General features: G+C 42.7%; 20 protein-coding genes, 2 riboswitches and 1 other annotated feature. Of the genes, 6 read left to right on the top strand and 14 right to left on the bottom strand.

Going from position 1 to position 26,437, the window contains the following annotated elements; translation table 11 throughout:
- Positions 1-8: 8 nt before the first annotated feature.
- The 10 genes from narI to R2B77_RS05425 form a co-directional block, all read right to left on the bottom strand.
- Positions 9-689 (bottom strand): respiratory nitrate reductase subunit gamma, encoded by a 681-nt coding sequence (gene narI, locus R2B77_RS05470; RefSeq protein ID WP_203247511.1) that lies wholly within the window; start codon positions 687-689, stop codon positions 9-11.
- Positions 682-1,251: a nitrate reductase molybdenum cofactor assembly chaperone gene (gene narJ / locus R2B77_RS05465; RefSeq protein ID WP_203247510.1), complete on the bottom strand. Its 570-nt coding sequence runs from the start codon at positions 1,249-1,251 to the stop codon at positions 682-684. Before narJ ends, narI begins: the two co-directional genes overlap by 8 nt.
- Positions 1,244-2,851 carry a nitrate reductase subunit beta gene (narH, locus tag R2B77_RS05460; RefSeq protein ID WP_203247509.1) on the bottom strand — a complete coding sequence of 536 codons (1,608 nt, stop codon included), beginning with the start codon at positions 2,849-2,851 and terminating at the stop codon, positions 1,244-1,246. The genes narJ and narH overlap by 8 nt, the downstream gene beginning before the upstream one ends.
- Positions 2,841-6,527 (bottom strand): nitrate reductase subunit alpha, encoded by a 3,687-nt coding sequence (locus R2B77_RS05455; protein WP_203247508.1) that lies wholly within the window; start codon positions 6,525-6,527, stop codon positions 2,841-2,843. Before R2B77_RS05455 ends, narH begins: the two co-directional genes overlap by 11 nt.
- Positions 6,528-6,768: 241 nt before the next feature.
- Positions 6,769-7,467: an iron-sulfur cluster repair di-iron protein gene (ric, locus tag R2B77_RS05450; RefSeq protein WP_203247507.1), complete on the bottom strand. Its 699-nt coding sequence runs from the start codon at positions 7,465-7,467 to the stop codon at positions 6,769-6,771.
- A 265-nt stretch (positions 7,468-7,732) separates the two neighbouring features.
- On the bottom strand, positions 7,733-8,794 hold the full coding sequence (locus R2B77_RS05445; RefSeq protein ID WP_203247506.1) for a ribonucleotide-diphosphate reductase subunit beta: 1,062 nt from the start codon (positions 8,792-8,794) through the stop codon (positions 7,733-7,735).
- Positions 8,749-9,189: a flavodoxin gene (locus R2B77_RS05440; RefSeq protein ID WP_212391454.1), complete on the bottom strand. Its 441-nt coding sequence runs from the start codon at positions 9,187-9,189 to the stop codon at positions 8,749-8,751. The genes R2B77_RS05445 and R2B77_RS05440 overlap by 46 nt, the downstream gene beginning before the upstream one ends.
- On the bottom strand, positions 9,174-11,396 hold the full coding sequence (locus R2B77_RS05435; protein WP_212391452.1) for a ribonucleoside-diphosphate reductase subunit alpha: 2,223 nt from the start codon (positions 11,394-11,396) through the stop codon (positions 9,174-9,176). The genes R2B77_RS05440 and R2B77_RS05435 overlap by 16 nt, the downstream gene beginning before the upstream one ends.
- A gap of 167 nt (positions 11,397-11,563) precedes the next feature.
- A riboswitch (cobalamin riboswitch) is annotated at positions 11,564-11,745 on the bottom strand.
- 410 nt (positions 11,746-12,155) lie between these two features.
- Entirely contained in the window at positions 12,156-12,344 is a 189-nt protein-coding gene (locus tag R2B77_RS05430; protein ID WP_203247503.1) for a hypothetical protein, read from the bottom strand.
- Positions 12,345-12,493: 149 nt separating this feature from the next.
- Positions 12,494-13,351, bottom strand: coding sequence for an MBL fold metallo-hydrolase (locus tag R2B77_RS05425; protein ID WP_203247502.1), 858 nt, complete (start codon positions 13,349-13,351; stop codon positions 12,494-12,496).
- Positions 13,352-13,618: 267 nt separating this feature from the next.
- Here R2B77_RS05425 and R2B77_RS05420 point away from each other — a divergent pair, with 267 nt between their 5' ends.
- Together R2B77_RS05420 and argS are read left to right on the top strand one after the other, a co-directional pair.
- Positions 13,619-14,116 (top strand): DUF3231 family protein, encoded by a 498-nt coding sequence (locus R2B77_RS05420; RefSeq protein ID WP_203247501.1) that lies wholly within the window; start codon positions 13,619-13,621, stop codon positions 14,114-14,116.
- A gap of 98 nt (positions 14,117-14,214) precedes the next feature.
- Positions 14,215-14,420, top strand: a binding site (T-box leader).
- Between the two features lie 53 nt (positions 14,421-14,473).
- Positions 14,474-16,138, top strand: a complete 1,665-nt coding sequence (gene argS, locus R2B77_RS05415) for an arginine--tRNA ligase (protein ID WP_203247500.1) — start codon at positions 14,474-14,476, stop codon at positions 16,136-16,138.
- A gap of 166 nt (positions 16,139-16,304) precedes the next feature.
- Here the strand turns inward: argS and R2B77_RS05410 are convergent, their stop codons facing one another.
- From R2B77_RS05410 to R2B77_RS05395, 4 genes are all read right to left on the bottom strand, one after another.
- Positions 16,305-18,281: an FtsX-like permease family protein gene (locus tag R2B77_RS05410; protein WP_203247499.1), complete on the bottom strand. Its 1,977-nt coding sequence runs from the start codon at positions 18,279-18,281 to the stop codon at positions 16,305-16,307.
- Complete coding sequence (locus tag R2B77_RS05405; protein WP_203247498.1) at positions 18,268-19,044, bottom strand: ABC transporter ATP-binding protein; 777 nt, start codon at positions 19,042-19,044, stop codon at positions 18,268-18,270. The genes R2B77_RS05410 and R2B77_RS05405 overlap by 14 nt, the downstream gene beginning before the upstream one ends.
- A gap of 160 nt (positions 19,045-19,204) precedes the next feature.
- A complete protein-coding gene (locus R2B77_RS05400) occupies positions 19,205-20,242 on the bottom strand; it encodes a sensor histidine kinase (protein WP_203247497.1) in 1,038 nt (345 codons plus the stop codon).
- A gap of 18 nt (positions 20,243-20,260) precedes the next feature.
- A complete protein-coding gene (locus R2B77_RS05395) occupies positions 20,261-20,944 on the bottom strand; it encodes a response regulator transcription factor (protein ID WP_322555658.1) in 684 nt (227 codons plus the stop codon).
- Between the two features lie 247 nt (positions 20,945-21,191).
- On the opposite strand from R2B77_RS05395, the gene R2B77_RS05390 reads away from it, so the two are divergent.
- From R2B77_RS05390 to R2B77_RS05375, 4 genes are all read left to right on the top strand, one after another.
- The gene (locus R2B77_RS05390) at positions 21,192-22,322 is read left to right on the top strand and encodes a betaine/proline/choline family ABC transporter ATP-binding protein (RefSeq protein WP_203247496.1); all 1,131 of its coding nucleotides are present in this window, start codon (positions 21,192-21,194) and stop codon (positions 22,320-22,322) included.
- Positions 22,319-22,972 (top strand): ABC transporter permease, encoded by a 654-nt coding sequence (locus R2B77_RS05385; protein ID WP_203247495.1) that lies wholly within the window; start codon positions 22,319-22,321, stop codon positions 22,970-22,972. The genes R2B77_RS05390 and R2B77_RS05385 overlap by 4 nt, the downstream gene beginning before the upstream one ends.
- Positions 22,945-23,862, top strand: coding sequence for a glycine betaine ABC transporter substrate-binding protein (locus R2B77_RS05380; RefSeq protein WP_232843460.1), 918 nt, complete (start codon positions 22,945-22,947; stop codon positions 23,860-23,862). Before R2B77_RS05385 ends, R2B77_RS05380 begins: the two co-directional genes overlap by 28 nt.
- Before the next feature lie 170 nt (positions 23,863-24,032).
- Positions 24,033-24,214, top strand: a riboswitch (cobalamin riboswitch).
- A gap of 213 nt (positions 24,215-24,427) precedes the next feature.
- A complete protein-coding gene (locus tag R2B77_RS05375; protein WP_203247493.1) occupies positions 24,428-26,284 on the top strand; it encodes a ribonucleotide reductase N-terminal alpha domain-containing protein in 1,857 nt (618 codons plus the stop codon).
- Positions 26,285-26,437: the final 153 nt, after the last annotated feature.

Raw genomic sequence — 26,437 nt, 5'->3', positions numbered from 1 at the left:
TCTCTCCATCAATTCACTTTATTCTTTCTATATAGGATATAGCTTCTTCCAACATAATTCAACGGAACACTCCAAACGTGAACAAGCCTTGTAAAAGGCCACATTGCAAAAATAAGAAATCCAGATAATACATGTAACTGAAAAGCGACTGGAACAACTGACATCAAATTTGCCTCAGGACGTAAAATAAGCAACGAACGGAACCACACCGAAATCGAATCACGATAATCAAAATCAGGCTGTGCAGCAGTTGTTGCAACCACACTGTAAATCCCTAAAAATACAATCAGTAATAGTAATGTATTGACGATTAAATCAGAAGCAGACGACAACTTACGAACATTTTTCAGCATAAAACGTCTAGCCGTCAAAATAAGCATACCTGCAAGCGTGACAAATCCAAAGAATCCTCCAACCCAAACAGCTCCCATATGGTACAAATGGTCACTCACACCAAGTGCACGAGTCCATTCCTTAGGGATACCAAGTCCTACAACATGACCGGCAATAACGGGAATGATTCCTATATGGAATAACACACTTCCAATCATTAATTGCTTTTTCTCGATAAATTCACTAGATTTTGCCGTCCAACCAAATTTGTCGTTACGATATCTAAATATATGTCCCACAATAAATGTCACTATACAAACATAAGGGAAAATGACCCATAAAAACTGATTAGTCATTGGCTGGTTCCTCCTGACGGATACAAGACTTAAATGTTTCCCTCATCCCCTTAATCAAATGGAAGTAAGGGCTATTATGCTTCTCAAGTGCTTTCATCAAATTGTACGATCCATCCTCCATAACCGCTAGAAGCATCGAAAAACTTTGTTGTGCTCTTGGATCACCTAACCACTCAGCTGCATAAATGAACTCACACATGAGCGGTAAAAAATCAGATAGTTCTCCATCTGGCATATTCAAACCAAACATTTCATACAATACTTTCAGCTTCGCCAACATCTGACCACGTTCTTTAGCATCTGCATACTTCACATAGGTCATGAATAATGTTGTTTCTGTTTGAAAGTCAAACGTATACGTATACATCTCCTGAATTTCATCAAGACTATAATCATGCATCAAATCCCAAAATACTTTAATATCAGCATAAGCCGGGTCGGAAGAGTCAAATGACTCCTCCAATACCGACGGATGAAATGTAAGCTTTTCAGGATAAGACAACTGATCTGCAAAGAAACCAAAAGTTTGCTTTACTTCGTACAATTTCTTCAGATCAATCACGCCAGATCCCCCCGTAGAAGTTCTCTTCATAAATTTCCTTACCTGTTTTCGTTGGTACTGCTGGACTACAACCATCACAATCGCCATTTTCGCCCATACCCGTGTAGCTAAATTGACTTGGTGATGATGATGGATCCATTGCGTAATCTCCTGCCATATCTGTATAACCAGCAGATCCTTGAGAACGATACATATTCATATGACCTTCTTTATGAGCAGTCGGAATGACAAAGCGATCCTCATATTTTGCAATCGCAAGCAAACGATACATCTGCTTTGTTTGTTGGGCCGTAAGTCCAACCCGCTCTAGACGCGACTCATCAAATTCTTTCCCAGAAGACATGGCACGCATATAAGAACGCATCATAGCCATTCTTTGCAAGCCTTGCTTCACAGTTTCGGCATCTCCAGCTGTCAACATATTCGCTAGGTATTGAATCGGTATACGCATTTCATCAATTGCTGGGAAAATCATATCAGGATTTTTGATAGAATCTTTCCCTTCAAAATAGTTCATGATTGGGCTAAGTGGTGGCACATACCAAACCATCGGTAGCGTTCTGTATTCTGGATGAAGTGGGAATGCCAGCTTATACTCGATTGCTAGTTTATAAACGGGCGAGTTTTGTGCAGCCTCAATCCACTCTTCCGATATGCCATCTTTTCGTGCTTGCTCTATAACCGCTGGATCATTTGGGTCTAAGAACAAATCACATTGTGCTTTGTACAAATCTTTTTCATCCGGTGTCGAAGCTGCTTCTAGTACACGGTCAGCGTCATAAAGAAGAACACCCAAATAACGAATACGACCCGTACATGTTTCAGAACAAACCGTTGGTAGACCAGATTCAATACGTGGGAAGCAGAATGTACATTTCTCTGCTTTATTTGTTTTCCAGTTGAAGTACACCTTCTTGTACGGGCAACCCGTCATACAATAACGCCATCCGCGACATGCGTCTTGGTCAACAAGGACAATCCCATCCTCATCACGCTTATAGATTGCGCCAGAAGGACAAGATGCCACACAGCTTGGATTTAAACAGTGCTCGCAAAGACGTGGCAAGTACATCATGAATGCCTGTTCAAAGTTGAATTTTATATCCTCTTCAATCTTTTGGATATTCGGATCTGTCGGTCCAGTAATATGTGCCCCTGCTAACTGATCTTCCCAGTTCGGTCCCCATTCCAGGTCCATATATTCCCCTGAAACAACTGATTTTGCACGTGCAACAGGTGTATGCTTACTATCACCTGCCATCGTTAATTTTTCATAGTCATAAGTCCATGGCTCGTAATAATCCTTCATTTCCGGCATGTCTGGATTATAGAAAATTTTACCTAATGCAATTTTCGATAGTTTAGAACCCGACTTCAATTCCAATTTTCCATTGTTCAGTTTCCAGCCGCCTTTATAAAGCTCTTGGTCTTCCCAACGTTTTGGATAGCCAATTCCCGGCTTTGTTTCTACGTTGTTAAACCACATATACTCGGCACCTTCACGGTTCGTCCAAGTAGTTTTACATGTGACACTACACGTATGACAGCCAATACATTTGTCAAGATTCATAACCATTGCAACTTGTGCTTTAATCTTCAAGCCAGTTTACCTCCTTCATCTTGCGGACTGCGACGTAGACATCCCGCTGATTTCCGATTGGTCCATAATAGTTAAATCCATAACTTAACTGCGCGTAACCACCGACCATTTGTGTTGGTTTCATATGAATACGTGTAGGCGCATTATGACTACCGCCGCGTTCTTCCGTAATTTCAGAGCCAGGTACTTGAATATGCTTGTCTTGTGCGTGATACATGAACATCGTACCTTTTGGCATTCTATGACTGACAACTGCCCGTGCCGTTACAACACCGTTTCGATTGTAAACCTCCAACCACTGGTTATCGTCAATATCATGCTCTTCCGCATCCTCGTTGGAAATCCATACTGTAGGACCCCCACGGAATAGCGTTAGCATATGCTGGTTATCTTGATAGGTCGAGTGAATATTCCACTTACCATGCGGTGTCAAATATCTTAGTACAAGAGAATCCTGTCCGCCGATAATTTGCTTATCACGTGGTCCAAATACCATTGGTGGTAATGTTGGTTTATAGACCGGCAATGCTTCTCCGAAATCAAGGAATAGCTCGTGATCAATATAGAAATGCTGTCTTCCTGTCAGTGTTCTGAATGGCACCAGTCGCTCGATATTCGTTGTAAATGGTGAATATCGACGTCCCATCTTATTAGATCCACTAAACACGGGTGTCGGAATAACTTCACGAGGCTGTGCGGTAATACTAGCAAACGTAAAACGTTCCGCAGCTCTGTCTGCCGAAATATCTTTCAACTCAACGCCTGAATCTTGTTCTGCTGCTTCATATGCCTTTTGCGATACTCGACCATTTGTTGCAGATGATAATGTCAGCATTGCTTCAGCAGCATGTTTCGCTGTATGCAATTTCGGCAATCCATTTTTGATGGTTTCATCAAAATAAGTGCCGTTGATGCCTTTCATCATTTCGTATTCTTCTGCAACAGAGAAGCTAACGCCATGCGCACCGACTTTTCCTGTTGATAATAAAGGACCGAGAGTGACGTATTTATCGTAAACTTTCGTATAATCACGCTCGACAATTGTCATACCAGGCATTGTTTTCCCTGGAATCGCTTCGACTTCGCCTTTTCTCCAGTCTTTCACTTCGCCATAAGGCTGAGCAATTTCCTGAATAGAATCATGAGCCAGTGGAGTCGTGACAAGATCCTTGTAAACGCCTGGCAGATGAACTTTCGCCATTTCCGAGAACGTCTGCGCAATCGAGCGATAAATATCCCAGTCCGAACGTGATTCCCATAGTGGGTCTACTGCCGGGTTAAATGGATGCACAAAGGGGTGCATATCCGTTGATGAAAGATCCACTTTCTCATACCAAGTTGCTGCTGGAAGAACGATATCTGCATACATCGGAGTTGCTGTCATACGGAAATCCAGTGCAACAAGTAAATCAAGCTTCCCTTCCACTTCATCACGCCATACCATTTCTTCTGGTTTTACCTCATCATTTGGAGAAGCTAGCAAACCATCAGATGCTCCGAAAAGGTGTTTCATGAAGTATTCCTGTCCTTTTGCAGAACTAGAAACTAAGTTAGAACGCCAAATGAATAGTGAGCGTGGGAAGTTTTCCGGTGCGTCAGGGTCTTCTACAGCGAATTGCAAGTCGCCCGACTTTAATTGTTCAAGTGTGTGGCCGACAATTTCTTGTGTTGTCGTTTTCCCTAATGCCGCTGCTTCTTCAGCAAATAGTAAACTATTCTTATTAAACTGCGGATAGGATGGTAGCCAACCTAGTCTTGCAGCCAAGACATTATAGTCAGCTGGATGCTCATAACGCGCTTTTCCAGCAGTTGGTGACATTAGCACTTCTGCTCCAGCTTCCTCGTACTTCCACTGATTCGTTGCATAGTAGAAGAATGACGTTGCATTTTGTAGACGTGGTGGCGCTTGCCAGTCTCTCGCAAAGGCAATCGTGCTCCACCCTTCAATCGGACGACATTTTTCCTGACCAACATAATGTGCCCAGCCGCCGCCATTGACACCTTGGGAAGCTGTCAGTGTTACTAGATTTAAGATTGATCTATAAATCGTGTCACTATTAAACCAGTGATTAATACCGGCCCCCATAATAATCATGGAACGACCACCCGTATCGAGGGAGTTCTGTGCAAATTCACGTGCAATTTGTGTCACAAGCTCCGGTTTAACGTTAGTGATTTTTTGTTGCCAAGCTGGTGTATAAATGGAGTCAACATCGTCATAGCCAGTCGCTTCTAAATCACTGCCGATACGACGCACGCCATATTGACTCAGCATTAAATCGTAAACAGTTGCGACAAGTCTTTCTGTCCCATCTGCAAATGTTACTTTTTTCGTAGGAATCGGACGCTTAAATGTCCCATTCGCAATATTGTCAAAGTAAGGGAAGACCATTTCTGTCCACTCTGCACCATGATCTGCAACAGATAATGCAGGTTCAACGCGCGTCCCATCTGCGTTATCAAGAATTAGATTCCATTTAGCATCCTCTTCCCAACGCTGCCCCATTGTACCGTTCGGAACGATGATTTCGTCCGTTGTTTCATCGAAAATAACCGGTTTCCATTCTGCGTGTTCTGAAGCGCTACCAAGGTCACTAGCCCTTAAGAAACGACCCGCTTTGTATGACCCTTCATGCTCATCCAGCATAATTAAGAACGGCATATCCGTATATTGCTTCGCATAATTGAGGAACATTGGCTCTTTCCGTTGCTCATAGAATTCATCTAAAATAACATGCGTCATCGCTTGTGCAACGGCTGCGTCCGTACCAGGATTTGCAGCAATCCAATCATCAGCATGTGTCACACTTTCTGCATAATCCGGTGCAACAGATACAACCTTTGTACCTTTGTAACGAACTTCCGTCATGAAGTGTGCATCTGGTGTTCGTGTCAGTGGTACGTTAGATCCCCACATAATAATATATCCTGCATTAAACCAGTCACTCGATTCAGGAACGTCTGTCTGCTCACCCCAAATTTGTGGAGAAGCTGGCGGTAAATCTGCATACCAGTCATAAAAACTAAGCATTTCCCCACCCAAAAGGGAGATGAAACGTGCACCTGACGCATAACTAACCATCGACATTGCCGGAATCGGTGTAAACCCGGCGATGCGGTCTGGACCATATTTTCGGATTGTATAAATGAGTTGTGCGGAAATAAGCATCGTAGCATCGCGCCAATTGACACGGACATGTCCACCTTTTCCACGGGCTTTTTTGTATTCATTCGCTTTTTCGGGATCTTCCACAATGCTTGCCCATGCTTTCACAGGGTCCTTCATTTCAGTCAATGCTTGACTCCACATCCGCCATAGTTTCCCTCGAATATAAGGGTACTTCACGCGAAGTGGACTATATTCATACCAAGAAAACGAAGCACCACGCGGGCATCCACGAGGCTCAAATTCAGGCATATCAGGACCACAAGAAGGGTAATCAATCTGTTGGTTTTCCCAAGTAATAATGCCGTTTTTCACAAACACTTTCCAACTACATGATCCGGTACAGTTGACACCATGTGTTGTACGTACTACCTTGTCATGCGACCAACGTTGACGGTACATATTCTCCCAATCTCGGCTTTTCTCTTCTAGAATTGACCAATTCCCTGAGTAGCGTTCAATGGGTTTGAAGTATCGTAGTCCACTTTTCAGTACACTTTTTTTCTTCATCGAGAAAACTCACTCCTTTTCAGAATAATGAACCAATGAGGGATTACATCATTACGTTCATTCATATACCCCTAATTCTATAGATTAATCCAATACCTTCCTATTAGGGAAAGTCCTATATCACATATGGAGTTCCCTCATTCGACAATAAAGAAATGCGGAGGGCGCCCGTTTAGATGCACGGGTGCCCAGAGCTAGACAAAAAAAGCTACCCGAGGGCAGCTTTTTTGAATATTACTTATTAGATTGCAGCACGTACTCGATCGAATAGAACGTTATTTTCAAGGTGGACATGTTCAAATGTGTCTTTTTCAAGCTGCGCAAGACGAGCGTAGACAACACGGTAAGTACCACAAGCTTCTGCTGGCGGAGTGTAGTTATTTGTGAGATCACGAATTTCAAATAATAATTCACCGGCATGCTCGTGCTCTGCTTCTAATTCCATCACATGTGGTTTAACTTGTTCTTTTAGTTCTGGTGTCGGATTTTCTAAAAATTCTAGAATGACAGGGAATACATTTTTGTCTTCGTCAGCTGTATGCTCTAAAAGCTCTGCACGTAATTCTTTGAAAATTTCTTGGATGCGCACTAGATGTGGATGCTTTTCTCCATGAACCTTAACGACTTTCGTAATATACGGTGCAAGCTGTGGCAATTCTTCACGAAGACCTGCATGGTAATTTTCTTGAATGTAAGAGACAAGCGTGCGATTGCCGAATGAAGTCGGGTGTGCGCTTCCAACCTGCTCTCTTTTTTCTTCTATTTTTTGAATACTTACCAATACTTCTTCCGGATTTAAATTACGGTCTTCCGCTGCATCTTTCAACGGAATTTTTCCTCCGCAGCAAAAATCGATACGAAGACTCCTAAATAGATCCGCACTTTGTGGAAGTGCTGTGACGATATCGCAAACTTGTGTTTCAAGCGTTAGTTGACTCATAATCGTGTTCCTCCCCTAATCAATTTTTAGTGAGAAGCATTCTCACCAATAAGTATACGTTCCTACTGCCATTGTTCCTACTAGGGATTCCCCTAGATATCCATAACGACGTTTCTCAATACGTACTACACTTACTTTTTTTACTACCTCTATCATAATGGACGCGAATATAAGGGAATGTGATATATATCACATTTCAGCTATTGTCATGAATTTTTCACAAATGAAAAAGCGTACACGATTAGTAGCGTGTACGCTTTTTGAATTATAGATCATCAAAACCATTCAAATCACTAGTTTTCACATACTGTCTTGAAGTTTGCTCAAAGAAGTCTGTTTTCGTTTCATCGAAGCTGTCGACGTAGGCACGGATCCATTTCATTGGATTATCGGTGAATTCCGGGTAAATTTCGCTGAGTCCAAGCATGCGCAGCATTTTATTGGCACGGTATTTCACATAGCCTTCCATTTCAACTAGGTCGATGCCGTCAATATCAGCTAACACATAACGGCTCCATGCAACTTCCTGTTCGACAGAGTGCTTGAATTGGTCGTAAATCCATTCAGTGAATGCATCTGTATTCAGTTCTGGATTCTCCGCAAGTGCCGCACGGAAAACATCACTAATCGCCTTACCATGCTGCAATTCATCACGGTTAATATACGAAATCATAGTCGATGTGCCGACCATTTTCTGATTGCGCGCTAAGTTGTAGAAGAAGGCGAAGCCGCTATAGAAGAATAAACCTTCCAGTAACGTTGTATAAACCATCGCTTTTAAAGCTGATTCAATCGTTGGCGTTTCTGCAAATTCATTATAAACATCAACAATCCGCTCGTTACGACGCATAAGCACTTCATCTGTGCGTCCCATTTCAAACGATGCTAGCTGTTTGTCGAGCGTCGTTACGGAGGATAATACATAGGCATAGCTATGATTATGCTCACTCTCCTGATCCGCAATGGTGGCCATCAGCGATTTAACAGAGGGATCTGTCGTGTACTGGGCAATTTTTGCTGCGATATCTGTTTGTGGACCATCAAGCGTTGCCAGCAATCCAATAATTTTAAGGAATGCATCCTGTTCCGGCTTTGTCAGCGACGAAAATTGCTTAACGTCCTGTGTCATATCGACTTCATTGGCCGTCCAAAATAGTGACCGAATTCGTTGTCGCAATGTATAGAAATGTGGATGTGCGAGGTCATTCCAGTTAAGAATCCCACTCGCTTTGCCACCAAAAATAGCTGTTGATTTATTTGGGTTTGCAGGTTCTAGTACCTTTACTCGTGTAAGTTTTTCCAATGCTTGATGACCCCTTTCGACCATTCGATAACAGTTGAATGTTGTACGCCACGTGGGCTTTGTTCAATTTTTAATGGCTCATAAGTCGATGCATAAAACCGGGCCAATTTCACAGCGGCGTGGCAAAATAGTGCATCGCCGCCGAATTGGGTGTCCCCCGTTCCAAAAACATAGACATTGTCCGGTTTATAACCAACGTCAGCAACGAAATCCTTTACTTCATCAGGCGTTGCACCTTGGTCCCACGTAAATGAGCCGATAATCATCGCATCGAAATGACGGGGATTCGGCATAATGCCCCCACCAATTCGATACGTCGTTACGTCGACATTTTCCTTGACCAATATTTCCTCAATCATGTCAGCAACTTCTTGCGTATTCCCACTCCAAGAAGCGTAGGCAATTAGGAATGACACCATTCGCACTCTTCGATATCTGTCGCGGTTGACCGCGTGTAGTATGTTGTTTTCATACCAGACTTCCATGCTTGCACGTGAAGGTCGAGAAGCACTGAAGCACGAATCGAGTTCGGTACATACAGGTTGAATGAAATCGATTGGTCAATATGGCGCTGTCTTGCTGCATTTTGTTTAATCGACCAACGTTGATCGACAATATAGGCTGAGCGGCGATAGACGTCATAGGTATTGTGATTAAGATCAGGCGCGACGACAGGCAATTTATAGTCTTTCTTTTCTTCATGATAGAACGGCTTAAAGATTGGATCGATGGACGCCGTTGACCCTGCAATAACAGACGTCGAGCTATTCGGTGCAACTGCCATTAAATAGCCGTTACGCACACCATTCGTTGCCACATCGATACGCAGTTCACGCCATTCCTTCGAATCATAGCCCTTGTTTTCGAAATAAAATCCGGATTGCCAATCAGAGCCTTCAAATAAAGGATAAGCCCCTTTTTCCTTTGCCAGTTCCGCAGAAGCTTTGATTGTTAGAAAAGCGATTTTTTCATATAGTTTATCGGCGTAATCCACCGCTTCGTCAGATTCCCATTGAATGTTTTGTAGTGCCAGCAAATGATGCCAGCCGAATGTTCCGAGACCGATTCCACGATAACGAGAATTTGTCCGCTGTGCTTGAACGACAGGAATTTTATTCAAGTCAATCACATTATCGAGCATCCGCACTTGGATTGCGATAAGTCTTTCCAAAACGCTTGCCGGAACAGCTTTTCCTAGGTTGATAGATGATAAGTTACACACGACGAAATCACCAGGCTTAGAACGTGTCACGACGACATCATCTTCTAATGTGACCGATTCAAATTTCGTTGCGCTCATGTTTTGCATGATTTCTGAACACAAGTTTGAAGAATAAATCATTCCTTCATGCTTGTTTGCATTGGCACGATTGACTTCATCGCGGTAGAACATGAACGGCACGCCTGTTTCGAGCTGGCTACGCATAATGCGTTTCATCAGATCGATAGCAGGAACGGTTTCTCTGCTTAGCGTTGGATGGTTGACACATTCCTCGTACTTCTCTCGGAAAGAACCTGTCCCTTTTGTTTCATCATAAAAGTCCTCAAGAGAGTAGCCCATAATTGTACGCACTTCATGCGGATCAAATAAATTCCAATCACCACGTGCTTCGACTTGTTCCATATAAACATCCGGCAGGCAAACACCTGTAAAAATATCGTGCGCACGCAGACGGTCGTCTCCATTATTTAATTTCAAATCAAGGAATGTGAAAATATCTTTATGCCAAACATCAAGATAAACAGCAATAGCACCTTGACGTTGACCAAGCTGATCAACACTTACTGCCGTATTATTTAGCTGCTTGATCCACGGGAGGACACCACTCGACGCCCCCTTGAATCCTCGAATAGAGGCACCGCGGCTTCGTACTTTCCCCATGTAAACGCCAATACCGCCACCATATTTCGACAAGTTCGCAACATCGGTATTACTGTCGTAAATACCTTGCAAAGAATCGTCGACTGTGTCGATAAAGCAGCTCGATAGCTGACCATGCGGTTTCCCAGCGTTCGACAATGTTGGTGTTGCCACTGTCATGTATAAGTTACTCATTGCCCAGTATGATTCCGCCACTTTATCCAGACGATTTTCAGTCTCATCCTGCATCAGCGTCATTGCAATGATTAGCCAACGCTCCTGTGGAAGTTCAACTGATTGGTTATTGTAATCAACCGCAACATAGCGGTCCATTAGTGTTTTTAATCCGATATATGTGAATAGCTTGTCCCGCTCTGGTTCAATCAAATGACCCAGATGTTCAAGATCTTTTTGAGAATATTTTTCTGTTAGTACAGGCGTGTAAAGTCCTTGCTTAACAAGACTGACAACATTACTAGCGAAGTCTGTATAGACTTTCGCACCACGCAGCTGCTCCTGACGAGCGTACACATCATGAAGGTGGATACGCGCTGCAACAAATGTCCAATAGGTCGCTGCCTCATCCAAATTACTCAATGATTCTAACGTCATTGCCTTCGCCCATTCGGACTCAGATCCCTCAGGATATTTCTGTTGCCAGCGTTCACCCGCAACAATAAGTGCTTCGATTTGCGCTACTCCAAATTCACTTTGTAATTCATCCAATAGTCGATCAGTGTTGGTTTTTGCCATTTTAATTGTCATCATGACCAGCTCCTTTTATGTATGTATTGTTATTTTTATTCAAAAATCGACAGCTCCACCAAATCGGTAGAGCTGTCGCTCATGGGTTTGTTGTTGAAAACAGAATAGCATTGTCAAAAAAACAGACGTAACCTATTCGTTTCCACCTCTTAACCCCCGAAGAAAGTGTCGCTTGGCGATGAAGGGCAGGTCTACTGGCTCACGCTTCGTTCTTCCTACCTTACCTTCCCATAGAATTCTCCACAGTGGCTTATACGGCGGTCGTCAGCGTTTACAGTTGCGGGGACAGCTCCATAATTACGGATTCCCTTTCAAACCGATGTCGGTACCTTTTCATCGCTCCATACTATATATAGTGCCTCGTTTTCTTTCTATACCCTAACATGTTGTGGTTCACACGTAAATAGGCAGAAAGTTCCCTCACTCACTAAACAGGTGCTTATCCACATATCCACAGTTAACTTTTCCACATTCTCACAACCGTCTTCATCGGCATTGTTCTAGACATCTTTAAAGTTATAAACAAAATTGCAAAAATCTAAAAAATTATCTTCATATTGTTTAGATTAGCTAGATTTTTTATTTCATTTTTCTACACTATAAAACACCAGCGTTGCTTCAGTGCAGCTTCTGGTGTTGCATCATGGAGATATACTTCTATCCGCCTCACGATAGAATGCGACAAGTTTCCCGGTTCTATTAATCCTTAGAAAACCTGTACCGCAAGCTACTACATTTTGCGGCACAGGTTTTGTTTAATTATTTTTTACGTTCGTTGTTTTTTTCGGGGTTCCTATCCCGAGTCTCAGTACGATCTGGAAGGTCATTAAAAAAGTCGTTTCCGAATTCGACGCTATCGATTTCCCGATCTCGATCTCGGGTTTCCCTATCTCGACGGTCCTGTTGATCCAATCGATTTTGTCGGTCCGGATTTCTGTCTTCCCTCATGTAAAAGCACTCCCTTTTCATAGTTAAGCGAATCTTATCAATCCACCTACAAGCAATAGGATTTCCTACACCTAGAAATATATCCTCATTTCTTCATTACCAACTTACACCATCATTGAATGCCTAAGGGAACGTCACGATCCAGCCAGTCATTCAGCACTTTTATCAACGTATTTTCCGTAATCAGGGACAGCGATGCGGTCAAACTCTTGCACAAGCCTTTGCAAACTGTCTCTTAACAGGTCACCAGCCATCGGTAACCCATGCCCCGTTATTGCAACAGCAGGTTTCAATGCTTCTAATTTCTCCACGGATTCCCGAGAAGCTTCCCAATCGGTCGTTAAATAACGCGGAGGTCCACTAATTTCCTGTTCTTGAGTTAATACCTTATAAAGGTATTCTTGCTTAACCGTTACAAAAGCGTCACCCACAATAAGGGCCTTATCCTTTTCCCTGAACAGTGAGACATGTCCGGGAGAATGTCCGGGTGTATGAATCCATCGAAATTCTGGTAGATAGGGGACAGTTCCATCTTTAGAAAGAGGATGTACATGATTTCCTAGTTGAATCGCCTCAATCGGAAAAATGGGCGACATTTTGGAAATCATCCCCCCTTCCACGCTGGAATCGGGTTTGGGATAACTCTTCTCGCCAGTCAGAAAAGGAAGTTCTAGTTCATGGGCATATACGGGTACGTCCCAGTGTTTCACTAATTCAATAATTGAACCTACATGATCAAAATGCCCATGAGTTAAAATAATGGCAGCTGGACGACTATTAGCGCCAAAACGTTTTTCAGTAATAGAGATGATTTTATCAGCTGAATAAGGCATACCCGTATCAATTAAAACAAATTCCCTTTCACCTGGATGCCCGACTAATACAATGTTCACGATTTGTACGGTATAGCTGTATAAATCCGGAAGAACCTCCGTCCCGTTTCCACTTTCTACTGATGTTGCAGGGATGAATTTATAATCCTCTCCGTAAGATAAATTGTTATCCAAAATTCTTCCTCCTTCATGACCTAGATCCTCATTAGCTTATTACGAGACCTACTTTTTATACCACTTGCTAAAGATTGAATTACCACGAAAAAAATGAGGTCAATAGCTTATTTACTTCTTAATCCAAAGTGGCGCAATTTTATATCACAAAAACAATAACTCATACAATTGAATTTGTATCTTTTCACATAGTTACCGTATAGATAACTAAAAGTTACACATCGTACACGTTAGAACCAAAAAATATCAGTAAGAGGAGTGTTTTTATTGGGCATTATGAATGGTAATCCTCAAGATGAACCGATGCATTACGGAGAAATAATAGGCATATGGGCATTTATTGGGGCAAACAATGGATTAATCAGTGGGTATGAGGCGTTTGTTAATCACGCAGGTGATGAAGAACTAATCAAGCTCCTTGAAGGATCCATCAAAATGATGAAAGCCGAATGTAAGGAAATCGAACAGGTTTTAAAAGATAATGGCATCGCTCCACCCCCTTCTTTACCCGGACGTCCCAAGGCGAACGCTGAAGAAATTCCCGCTGGTGCGAGGTTTTCAGATCCTGAAATTAGTGCCGCTGTGTCCATAAATGTCGGGCAAGGGCTTGTATCCTGCAGCCAAGTAATGGCTCAATGCCTCAGAGAGGATATTGCAACGATGTTCGGAAAATATCATGTTGAACGAGCACTGTTCGGCCTAAAGCTGTTGCGATTAAATAAAGAAAAAGGATGGATTATTCCACCACCGCTTCATCGTGAATAAAAAAGATTATTACCGATTGTTGTCATGTGTTTATCATTCACGCATAATCACTTTAGGTAACTCATTGACACTTACACGTCGTTTTGCTATATTCACATACAATATCATTGACGAAGAGAGTAGCAATTATTTCTTTTTCAGCGAATCGGGGTCGGTGGAAGCCTGGTAAAGAATACTTGTGAAACGCACTTCGAAGATGCTTTTCTGAATGTAGTAGGGAAAGCCGGTGTCTCGCCGTTATGAAGAAGCGGCCTTATACGGGCAATCTGAGTGGTACCGCGGAAGCACAGCTTTCGTCTCATTAAATTTGAGACGGGGGCTTTTTTTATTGAAATAAATATGCGAGGAGTGTTGGCGATGAAAAAAGATATTTTGCAAGTGCTACAAAAATTTAGTCCGATTCTATTAAACGAAAGTATGCTTGAACGACCTATCCATACCAATTTAGGTGATTTAGCTTTACCTTGTTTTTCGCTTGCCAAGGAGCTTAGAAAACCACCCGTGGCCATCGCCGAGGAACTAGCAAAGGCAATTCATCATCCACTCATTTCAAAAGCACAAGCTGCTGGTGGATATGTGAATATTTTTGTTAATCGTTCTGTCATTACGGACTCATTACTAAAAACAATCCACACTCAATCAACGGCCTACGGTTCGAATAATGATGGCAATGGCGGAGTAGTCACGATTGATCTGTCTTCCCCTAATATTGCCAAACCGTTCTCCATGGGGCATCTCCGCTCCACCGTCATTGGGAACTCGATTGCTTTATTGCTCGAAAAGAATGGTTTCAAAACTGTCAAGATTAATTACATTGGCGATTGGGGAACACAGTTCGGCAAGTTGCTAACAGCATATCGTAAATGGGGCAGCGAACAAGAAGTTCAAAATGCCCCCATCGAAACATTATTGAAATTATATATTCGTTTCCATGAAGAAGCCGAGCTAGATAATTCGCTGAATGTTGAAGGCAGAGCTGCTTTCAAAGCCCTAGAAGACGGGGATGCGGAGGCGCTTGCACTATGGGATTGGTTCAAATCAGAATCATTGAAGGAATTTCAACGCATTTATGATTTGCTTGGGGTTACATTCGATTCGTATAACGGCGAAGCCTATTACAACGATAAGATGGAGCCAATTGTCGACGAGTTGAATGCCAAGAAATTGTTAATAGAATCGGACGGTGCATTAGTCGTAGAGCTAGAGGAAGGCATGCCACCTTGTTTGATAAAAAAATCAGACGGAGCAACATTGTATGCGACTCGCGATTTAAGCGCCGCTATTGATAGAAAAATAACGTATAATTTTGTGAAATCACTTTATGTCGTTGGCAATGAACAAAGTCTGCACTTCGCACAAGTGAAGCAGGTGCTTAGCAAACTGGGCTACGACTGGGCTGATACAATCGAGCACATACCTTTTGGACTCATTTTGAAGGACGGCACAAAGATGTCGACTCGTAAAGGAAAAATTGTTTTGCTAGAAGAGGTTTTGAATGATGCGATTGCACTTGCCCAGTCCACGATCGAAGCGAAAAATCCAAATGTGTTACATAAAGCGGAAGTTGCCAAAGCGGTTGGCGTCGGCGCAATTATTTTTAGCGACTTGAAGCAGCACAGAAAACACGACATCGAATTCAACCTAGCAAGCATGCTGCAAACAGAAGGCGAAACGGGTCCTTACATCCAATATGCATATGCGCGTGCCAGTGCTATGTTAAAGAAAGCTGGAGAAGCAACTTTGTTTACAGTCGATGAAGTAAATGATTTCGAATGGGAAATCATCAAAGTGCTTGAACAGTTCCCGTATAGTGTCCAACGTGCCGCAAATGAATTGAACCCTTCTATCATCGCGAAATATGCGATTGACCTTGCACAAGCTTTCAACTCATTTTATGGGAATGTACACGTACTGTCGGATGAGGCGCACAGATCGTATCGAATTTCGCTTGTCTCAAGTGTGGCAATTGTTTTGAAAGAAGCACTGAAGCTTTTAGGCATGCAAGCACCTGAGGAAATGTAATCGAAAACACCGGAATCCACATTGGACTCCGGTGTTTTATTATTGCTAACGAGCTTATTGCCGGCACGGATGTATTTATCACCGCCTCGCGACACTTTATCACCGCCATCGAGAGGTTTATCACCGTCTTAAGACACTTTATCACCGCCATGGGCAATTTCCCCTCCTAAAGGGCAGCTTTTACAGTCTTCCTATAGTAGCCGACCGTCAAGAAAGCAAACACTAAATAAATCAATCCGTACAAGCCCATCGCAATCGAAGCCGGCACAGTGATATCAGACATAAACATAAATGACGCGGCTTTAATGGCAAATATCGAATGTAGCAAACCTATGAGCAACGGCACGCCAAAGACAAATACTTGCTTACGGATAATGCCGCGCATAATGTCCTGCACTGTGAAACCTAGCTGACGCAAAGTTGCATAGCCTTGTTTCTCCTGCTCTGCTTCTGTCATTTGCTTGAAATACAGAATGCTACCTGTCGAGATTAGGAAGACAAGTCCAAGGAAGCCTGCGATGAAGATGAGCAAGCCATTGCCCTGTATTGACCTTTCATACATCGTGTAATAATCTACACCATACGCCCAAGTACCATCCTCCCTATTTTGGTTGCGGATATCTGAGGCAATAGCGAGTTGATCTTTGTCAGTGATATTGAACACCCGAACATTTTTCACAATATTGCTTGGATCCATCTCTTTTATACTTTCTGGAACCATCGTTTTTTTATACTGTTCAAAGTCAGCATTACTCACTACTAGTTGAGGTCCCCAACTTGCGTTCATAACATCTCCTTCGCCATATTTCACAGCGGTAAGTACTTTTCCTTTTTCACCACTAGTAATATACATCTCGAATGGCATCTTTATATCTTTTGCCAGAGCCCCCATGGATGCACTATGAAAAATGACGGATCCATCTTGTGGTGTTTCGACTTGAAGGCCCGCTTGTTGTAATTGCTCAGCATTTACAATATAGGTATTATAAATTGCTTCACTTCTGTCAAGAAATGCAGGAAAAACATCTTTTTCATAAGTCCCTTCCACTCCAAGTAATTCAATTGTTTCAGTTGTATACTCAATCCCACTTTCTTGTAAACCTGCTTCGAAATCCTCGACCGATAAATCATCAGCTGAAAACCATTTGGATGTTTCATCCTCAAACATGAAATCGAATGGCATTATATAACGCGCTTCTTTCTCTGTAGAGTAATAGAGTGAATACGAGCCTGCCAACATAGCAAGCGTCATCGCAGACAACACCGAAATAATTGTCAACGAGTTAGCATTGCCTTTCATACGATGCATGAGCGGCGCAATCGACAAACTGTTACTCAGTCCTAGATGTCCTTGCTTACGCACTCGAATTTGATAAAACAACCAACTAATTGTGACACGGAACACAAGATATGTTCCCAAAATGGTTGATGCAAGCACCGCTAACATATTGAACAATAGCATTGAAATCCCCGATACCAACATGCGGCCTGACAACCAATATCCGAAAACAATAAGCCCTATCCCGAGCAGAGCTAGTACAGCCGAAATAAGTGCTTTCGGCTTTTTCGGATGCTCTCCTTTTTTATCAGCATTGAATAAACTGAGGAGCGTGCTTCGATGAACAGTCAACAGCATTTGTATAGATGTCAGCGCAATAATCGCCACGAATACGACCATTGTTTGAATAACTGCCATGAATGAAAATGATACTGTAATGAACTCCTTGTACCCTATAAGTTTTACTAGTAAAAGTAAAAACAAGCGCGACACGAGCAGGCCTACACCAATTCCAATAATGAGCGCTCCTGTACTCAATAATACGTTTTCAGTAATTAACAGACGGGAAACCTTGCTTTTCGACAAGCCAATCAATTGATACAAACCAATTTCCCGGCTTCGCCTTTTCAAAAAGATGGCATTTGCATACACAACGAAAATACCCGCGATGAATAACAGAAGTATACCTGCTGCCAAAAATGCCGTGTCCATCTTGGCACCTGAGCCAGCACTAACTGCCTCATCGTATTGTAGCGTCGCAAAGACAAAGTACAACACCACACTTAAAATAAGCGCGAAAAAGTACAAATAATAATGCTTAATATTTTTCCGCATACTACGAATTACAAGGTCAAATAGTGTCAACGCTGTCACCCCCGAGAACGCCTTGAACGTTCAAGATGTCCTGGAAGAAAGCTTGTCGTGTTTTATCGCCACGATACAGCTCCGAGTAGATATTGCCGTCCTTTAAAAAGACAACCCGACTACAATAGCTTGATGCCACCGGATCATGTGTCACCATCATAATTGTGACACCACGCTTCTTATTGACATCCTCCATCGTGCCGAGCAATGATGATGCCGATTTAGAATCTAGCGCTCCAGTTGGCTCATCTGCAAATACCATCGATGGTTTATTAATAAGGGCACGCGCCGCAGATGTTCGTTGCTTTTGCCCTCCTGAAATCTCATGTGGGTATTTGTTGGCGAGATCCTTAATGCCCAGAATATCGGCAATACTGTTGAACTCCGCCTCTGCCACCCTTTTCTTCATTTTCCCTAGTGAAACGGGCAATAATATATTTTCCTTCACTGTCAATGTATCGAGTAAATTATAATCTTGGAATATGAATCCGAGCTTGTCACGCCGGAATGCGGATAGCTCTGCGTCCTTCATCTTGGAAATATCAGAACCCCCAATGAGGATTGCTCCTTCCGTCGCACGGTCAATTGTCGCAAGCACATTGAGTAATGTTGTCTTTCCTGCCCCAGATGATCCCATAATGCCGACGAATTCTCCTTCAACGACACGGAGATTGATTCCTTTTAATACTTGTTGAACATTGCCTCGCGCACCATATGATTTCCGCACGTTTTGTGCATGTAAAACGGTTTTATGTTGGTCCATCCTGTATGCCTCCCTATTTTTCATGTCCTTATCGTACCTCGGTTTGAAACTACAGTCGTGCGATTTGCATGACAAACTTGTGAGGTAATGTGACATTGTTGTCATGTTCGGCTTTTCACGCAAAAAAAACGTAAAAGCAGCTATCACTTTTACGGATTTTTTAGCCATTCTTACTCGGCGTTTGTATACTATCAAATTCATTTTCAGTCGGAAATATCATCGTTATCGTCGTACCCTGATTCACAATTGACTCTGCAGCCAAAGTGATGCCAAGCTTATCCGCCACTGTTTTTGCTAGATAAAGTCCGAGTCCTGTTGCGGCATTTTGAAGTCGTCCCGCCCCCCCAGTAAATCCCTTATCGAAAATGCGGGGAAGATCGTGCGATTTTATGCCTGGACCTTCATCTTTTATGGTCAGTGCAACGTTACCATTTGACTTGATACTAGTTAAGATGCAAATCGTACTGCCCGCACTGCTATATTTTACTGCATTCGTCAAGATTTGACGGATAATGAATCGACTCCATTTAACATCGGTTACTACCCTCGCGTCTTCCCCTTCAAATTCAACAGCAATATTTTTCTCCATACACCATGTAGCCAATTCCCGTACTTCCGCAGCGGCCAATCGTTGAATAGCAGTAGCTTCTACAAGATAATCCGATTCGAGGGTCGGCAGGCGAGATATATACAATTGTTGATCAATCAACAGATAGACGCGTAGCCATTCCGCTTCCAGTTTGCGAATAGCCGGATCTGTTCGATGAGCGTCAATTAGTAGTTTCATCGCGGTAAGCGGCGCTTTCACTTCATGTATCCAGGCAGCGGTATAATCACTTTCAATAACATTTGCCTGTTTAATAGTAGCCAATTTCTCTGAAAAGGATAACGCCGCTACTTGCAACACTTCCTTCGTTATTTCATCACGCTTAAAAGGGCTTTCTGGCAATGCTTCATGCCAATCAATCGTAGAACCACCTGTGAACGTGACTAACTCTTTTGTAAACGTCATTTCTTTTCTATACCGCCAATAAACAAATAGAATAAGGGCTATAATCAGTAAAATATTCACATACAACACAGACGAAAATTTCGTGTCGATTCCCTGATCAAGCCAAATTATCATATCTGCAAAGCCAAGTGACAACAAGAAAAAACTAATCCAGCTAGCCATATCTTTTAAATAACTTCTGAACATGTGGATAGTTGCCCCTTTCTAAACTGTGACCGCCATATAGCCGAGCCCTTTTTTCGTAACGATTGCTTCGCCAAGCTCAAGCTCTGTAAGCTTTTGACGCAATCGAGTCACGTTGACAGTCAGCGTATTGTCATTGACGAACCGTTCATCATCCCACAGTTTGCGAATCAAATCGTCACGCGATACAATCTCATCCGTCGATTGGACGAGTACTGCCAAGATAAAAAACTCGTTTTTCGTCAATTCCACTTCCGTCCCATCTTTTCGAATAATACCACGCTTCATATCAATGATTGCACCATTCCATTCCAGTACATCTGACGTCTCTTCCCCATAGGCATAGGTACGTCGTAAAATCGCTTGAACTTTCGCCAGCAACACATCTGTATGAAACGGCTTCTGAATATAATCATCCGCTCCCATATTCATCGCCATGACCATATCCATTGGATGATCACGGGATGATAAAAAAATGATGGGCACTTTCGACACTGCACGAATTTCACGGCACCAATGAAAACCATCGTAGGCAGGCAACTGAATATCCATCATCACCAAATGCGGCTTCTCTTGAACAAAAGCCCCCATAACATCATGAAAATCATCTGGTCCTGTTACATGAAGTGACCATTGTCCAAGCCGTTCTTTCAATGAATTAAAAATCGCGACATCATCCTCAACAATGAAAATCGTCATATCCATTTACGATACACTTCCTTCCCTTCGTCCATTCTAATTGAAATTGTTGCGACCGAGCAATAAATAGAGCGTATAATAGAAACAAGTGTAAATAGTGCAAAATTTAACGATTTATGATATACTGTATATACGAGGCATTGTTCCAGCAAGTATTGGAGCTAAATAGAGCTTCTTTTTTATTGAGTAGAAATTATTTTTTCATCTACTTTTAAAAATATTTTTCTTCTTTTAAAAACTACAGGAGGTACGTATGCTAAAATTTGAAAACGTAAGCAAAGTGTATGGTGATGGATTCCAAGCTGTAAAATCTGTCAGCTTTGATATTCAGCAAGGTGAATTTCTCGTGTTGATTGGACCAAGTGGTTCGGGTAAATCGACAACGATGAAAATGATTAACAAGATGGAACCACATACAAGTGGAACGATTTCTATCAACGGCAAAGATATCAATTCCTATAATCCGTCAGAATTACGTAGAAACATAGGCTATGTCATTCAACAAATTGGTCTTTTCCCCCACTATACCATCGAAAAAAACATCGCGATTGTTCCCCAACTAAAAGGCTGGAATCCTAAGGAAGTCAAAGCCCGTGTCAACGAGCTTCTCGATTTAGTCGGTCTTGATCCAGACATATTTGCCACACGCTACCCAAAGGAGCTTTCAGGTGGTCAACAGCAACGTGTTGGCATCGCAAGAGCTCTTGCAGGCAATCCCGACATCATCTTAATGGACGAACCATTCAGCGCATTAGATCCACTAACACGCGATCAACTGCAAGCAGAAGTAAGTGCATTGCACAAAAAGTTGAATAAGACATTTGTTTTCGTGACACATGATATGGACGAAGCGTTAAAAATGGGCGATCGTATTGCTATTATGAAAGACGGTAAGCTTCTACAGTTGGACACTCCAGAGAAATTACTACATGAACCAGCCCACGGCTTTGTAGAGGAGTTCATTGGGAAACATCGAATTACCCAAAATCCTGAACTCATGCCAGTTACCGAAATTATGTCGGAATCGGTCGTTACCTCTCTTCCTCAACGCTCTCCGGAAAAAGCACTTTCTCTTATCCGGCAGCGCAAAATTACAAGCCTTATTGTGGTCGATGATGACAATAAATTACTCGGAATTGTTTCCGCGTATGATTTGATTAAAAAACTAGATACTATTCAAGCGATTGATGAAATTATGGGGTCACGGGAGCCGTTCTTACACGAGGAAGCTACCGCTAAAGACGCTATTATTATGATGGATAACGCACCTTTAGGTATTATTCCAATCGTTGATAAACATCAAAAAATATTAGGTGTCGTGACACGAGGTTCACTGCTATCCGCTATGTCCAGCCAGTGGACAGAAACGGAGGAAAGCCAATGAATAACTTAACAATTTGGGAACAACTCGCTCAACAATCACAAATGAGATGGAAAGAAGTGCTTGAAGCAACTTCCGTCCATATTCAACTTGTATTTTTCTCGATGCTCATTGCCATCGCTCTTGGGATTACGCTCGGTATTTTGATTACTCGTGTTCCAAAACTCACAACAGTCGTACTTGGCGGTGCTGGTGTCATGCAGACGATTCCAAGTCTTGCCTTGCTCGGTTTCATGATCCCGATTTTTGGGATTGGTGTGAAAACGGCAATCGCGGCACTATTTCTGTACTCCTTGTTGCCAATAATTCGCAACACGTACGCCGGTATTAAAGACGTCGACAAAGCGACGACTGAAGCGGCGAAAGGAATGGGCATGACAAGTATGCAAATTCTATTTAAAGTGGAACTGCCATTAGCCCTTCCTGTCATTATGGCTGGTATTCGAACTGCCGCGGTCATTAACGTCGGGACAGCAACACTGGCAGCATTTATTGGCGCAGGTGGACTTGGAGATTTCATTTTCCTAGGTATTACACGTGGCATTGATGGTTTGATTTTACTTGGCGCAATTCCAGCTGCACTTCTTGCGATTGTACTTGAAACCCTCTTCGGTGCAATTGAAAAATGGACAACGCCGGAAGGATTGAAGTAAGTATGAAAAATAAATTCATCGTATTGATGCTGACACTACTTGTAGCCAGCATGCTGTCAGGCTGTATTTTCATCGAAAAAGATTCACTAACACTAGGCTCTCGAAACAATACAGAAAGCATTATTTTGTCCCATGTTATGGGGCAATTAATTGAACATAAAACAGATATTGAAGTCGTTTACAAAGAAAATCTCGGCGGCTCGAACGTCGTCTGGAATGCTATGTTGAATGGTCTCATCGATGTCATACCCGATTATACCGGGACAATTGTCGTCAACTATTACCATGAAGATCCTGGCACGGCCGAGGAGACACTCGCGACTACGAAACGACTTGTCAATGAAGATGGCATTATCGCCTTCGACACATTTGGCTTCAATAATACGTACACATTAGCGTTAGATGAATCAAAAGCCGAAGAACTTGGCGTCAAGACGTTCAGCGACTTCGCCAAAGTTTCCGAAGACTTCATACTCGGTGCTGTCTTTGAATTTATTGACCGACCAGACGGCTTGCCCGGCTTTCAGAATGAATATGGCTTGAAATTTAAAGACGTCAAAGGAATGGACCATGGTATTATGTACCGTTCCATCGGCGCCAAAGAAGTCGACGTCATCAACTCCTACACAACAGACGGTCAGTTACAGGATTACGACTTGCGCGTATTGGAGGACGATAAATCCTACTTCCCGCCCTACCATGCACTGCCGCTTGTACGAAAAGAAACACTTAAAGAGTACCCTGAAATTGAAGAGGTACTCAAGCAGCTAGCAGGCATGATCGACGAAGAAGCGATGCAGAAAATGAACGCTAAAGTTGATAATGAAGGCATGATGGTTGAAAAAGTGGCACAGGAATTTTTGATCGAGTCAGGGTTAATTGAAGAATGACGAAATGCGGAGCCGCACCTCTTGTTGAAGGGGTGCGGTTTTTTCACAGCGGTACGGGCGTTATGACCGGCATGAGCCACCTTATGACCGCCTTGCAAAATTGCCCCTTCCTCCTTTACGTTTTGCCGGCTACATGGTAGTGTTAAGTTAGCAAATTGTACACACTATATAGTTATTGAACGATGAATGGGTACCGATATCGGTTTAAAAGGGAATCCGGAAAATCCGGAGCTGTCCCCGCAACTGTTAGCGCTGACGACCGCCAAAGAAGCCACTGTGGAAATATCCATGGGAAGGCTGGCCGGAAGAATGAAGCGCAAGCCAGAAGACCTGCCCTCCATCGTCAAGCGACACTTTCTTCGGGGGTTGAGAGGTGGAAGCGAGCAGGTTCCCGCCATCAATCTGTCGTTCTGCGACTATCTTAAATGATGTGGACGGCCCTCTTCTGTTTCCAACGAATGATCCATGAGCAATAGCTCTACCGAAAAGGTAGAACTATTGCTTTTTTGTTTTGAAGAGCGAATTCAGCTTGATTCTGAACAACAATCATGGAAGGAGACAAAAAATGTCTAGCCAAACAAAACAGCAAGATTTATTAACTGAATTATCCATGGATTTTGGGACGAAGGCAGTAGCCTCTTTATTGGAAGAAAGTACATTATGGATCAAAAAATTCCCTAACGGCAGCCACGCAGATTGGTCGAAATCAATGATTTCGCACGCTCTTAGCCAATTGAGTGAGCACGAACCACACTGGACCTTTATCGCAACACGAATTCATCTTCATGACCTCTATACTAGACAGCGTGACTCGAACATTTACACGGATTTTGCGACACATATTACTCGGCTGGTAGCACTTGGTTCGTATGACCCGATTTTAGTTGAACGTTATTCACAAGAAGAGCTTCGGTTTATTGGGAATTTGATCGCCCCGGAACGCGACAAACTATTCAGTTACAGTGCCTTGCAAATGATGATGAGTAACTATATTACTAAGGATACGGACAATGAACCTGTTGAACTTCCTCAAGAACGATGGCTCATCATCGCAATGATTCTGATGCAAAATGAGACAGAGCAACGGCTTGAAAAAATAGCAGAGGCCTATTGGGCAATGAGTCATCTATATATGACTGCCGAATTACCGAGCTTGCTGAACGCTGGAAAACTTCAAAAACAGGGTGACAACAAGCAAACAACATTTACTAGTTACCTAGATGTCCACCACATTGATATTTTCAAGTTTCTTGATGGTACGACAGGTGACAGAGTTATCTATATCCCCGACTTATTTATGGAACAAGTTGAATCCCGTGGCAATTGGTATTTGTTCGACCCATATGAGGTGCGGGCGGTTATGGGGTATTCCCTTGAGGATTTTTATGATGAACAGAAGGGGGGAGGCTCATTCCGTGAAAAATACATGGCGTGTGTGAAACATCCCAAACTTAGCAAAAAGACCATTTTCGCTATTGACCTTATGAAGCAAATCATGCATAACCAACTGACAACAGGCTTTCCACATATGTATTATAAGGATGAAGTCCAGCGGAAAAAAGTAAATAAACATGTAGATAAATCTGAAGTCAGGATTGTCGCTACACAACCAACTCAGCTTACCCATTCGTCCATCAACCTTGGCCGCGCGGTGCCTGCTGGTGTATTGGAGCGTCTCATCACAATTCAAGTGCGTATGCTCGACAATGCCATTGACCTAAACATTCATTCAACACCAGAAGATATTCATTTTCGTGGTCTACAACTCGGCACAACGGGCTGGCACCACTTACTTGCTTTATCTAAAATCCGTTGGGAATCAACAGAGGCAGTAGCATTCGCCGATAAATTATATGAGAACATCGCCTATTTAACGATAGCTGCTTCGATGACGCTTGCTAAAGAAAAAGGAGCTTATCCACTATTCAAAGAATCAGACTGGCATAACGGAGCGTATTTTGAAAAGAGGGGATACCATTCAAAAACGTGGCAATCACTTCGGACAGATGTTGCGTTAAACGGGGTGCGGAACGGCTCTATGACAGCAGTAGCATCCCATTCATCGACAGCGCCCCTAGCAGCTACTACCATCGGCGTTGAACCTATCACTCAAAAATATTATGTGGAAGAACAGCTAGATGGAGCCATTCCAGTCATTGCACCCGATTTAAATCCGGAAACGCGTTGGTTTTATAAATCAGCCTATTTCATCGACCAACAATGGACATTGAAGCAAAATGCAGCCCGCCAACGTCATATCGATCAATGTATTTCACTCAACCTATACGTGCCGAATACCATTCAAGCGACTGAACTACTCGCCCTGCATATAAGCGCGTGGAAAAGCGGCCTGAAGATGACAGGCTCCATCCAGTCGCATATGAATTCTCCCTACTTTTTGAACAATGCTATTTCTATTTAAACGAATCAATTTCATAATAGAACTTTTAAGCAAATAACACGAACAATGTTGATTTCCGCTTCAGGCGGACGCTTTCCGCGGGCACGGCTTCAGCCAATCGAACAGCGTAGGGTTCGATTTGCCGTATTTCTGCGTTCTTTGCGGAAATTAAGG

Origin of the sequence: Sporosarcina beigongshangi (assembly GCF_033485195.1) — a bacterium.
In the GTDB taxonomy this organism is placed as follows: Bacteria; Bacillota; Bacilli; order Bacillales_A; family Planococcaceae; genus Sporosarcina; species Sporosarcina beigongshangi.
The sequence above is the reverse complement of the archived record's forward strand: the minus strand, read 5'-3'. Positions and strand labels throughout refer to the sequence as shown.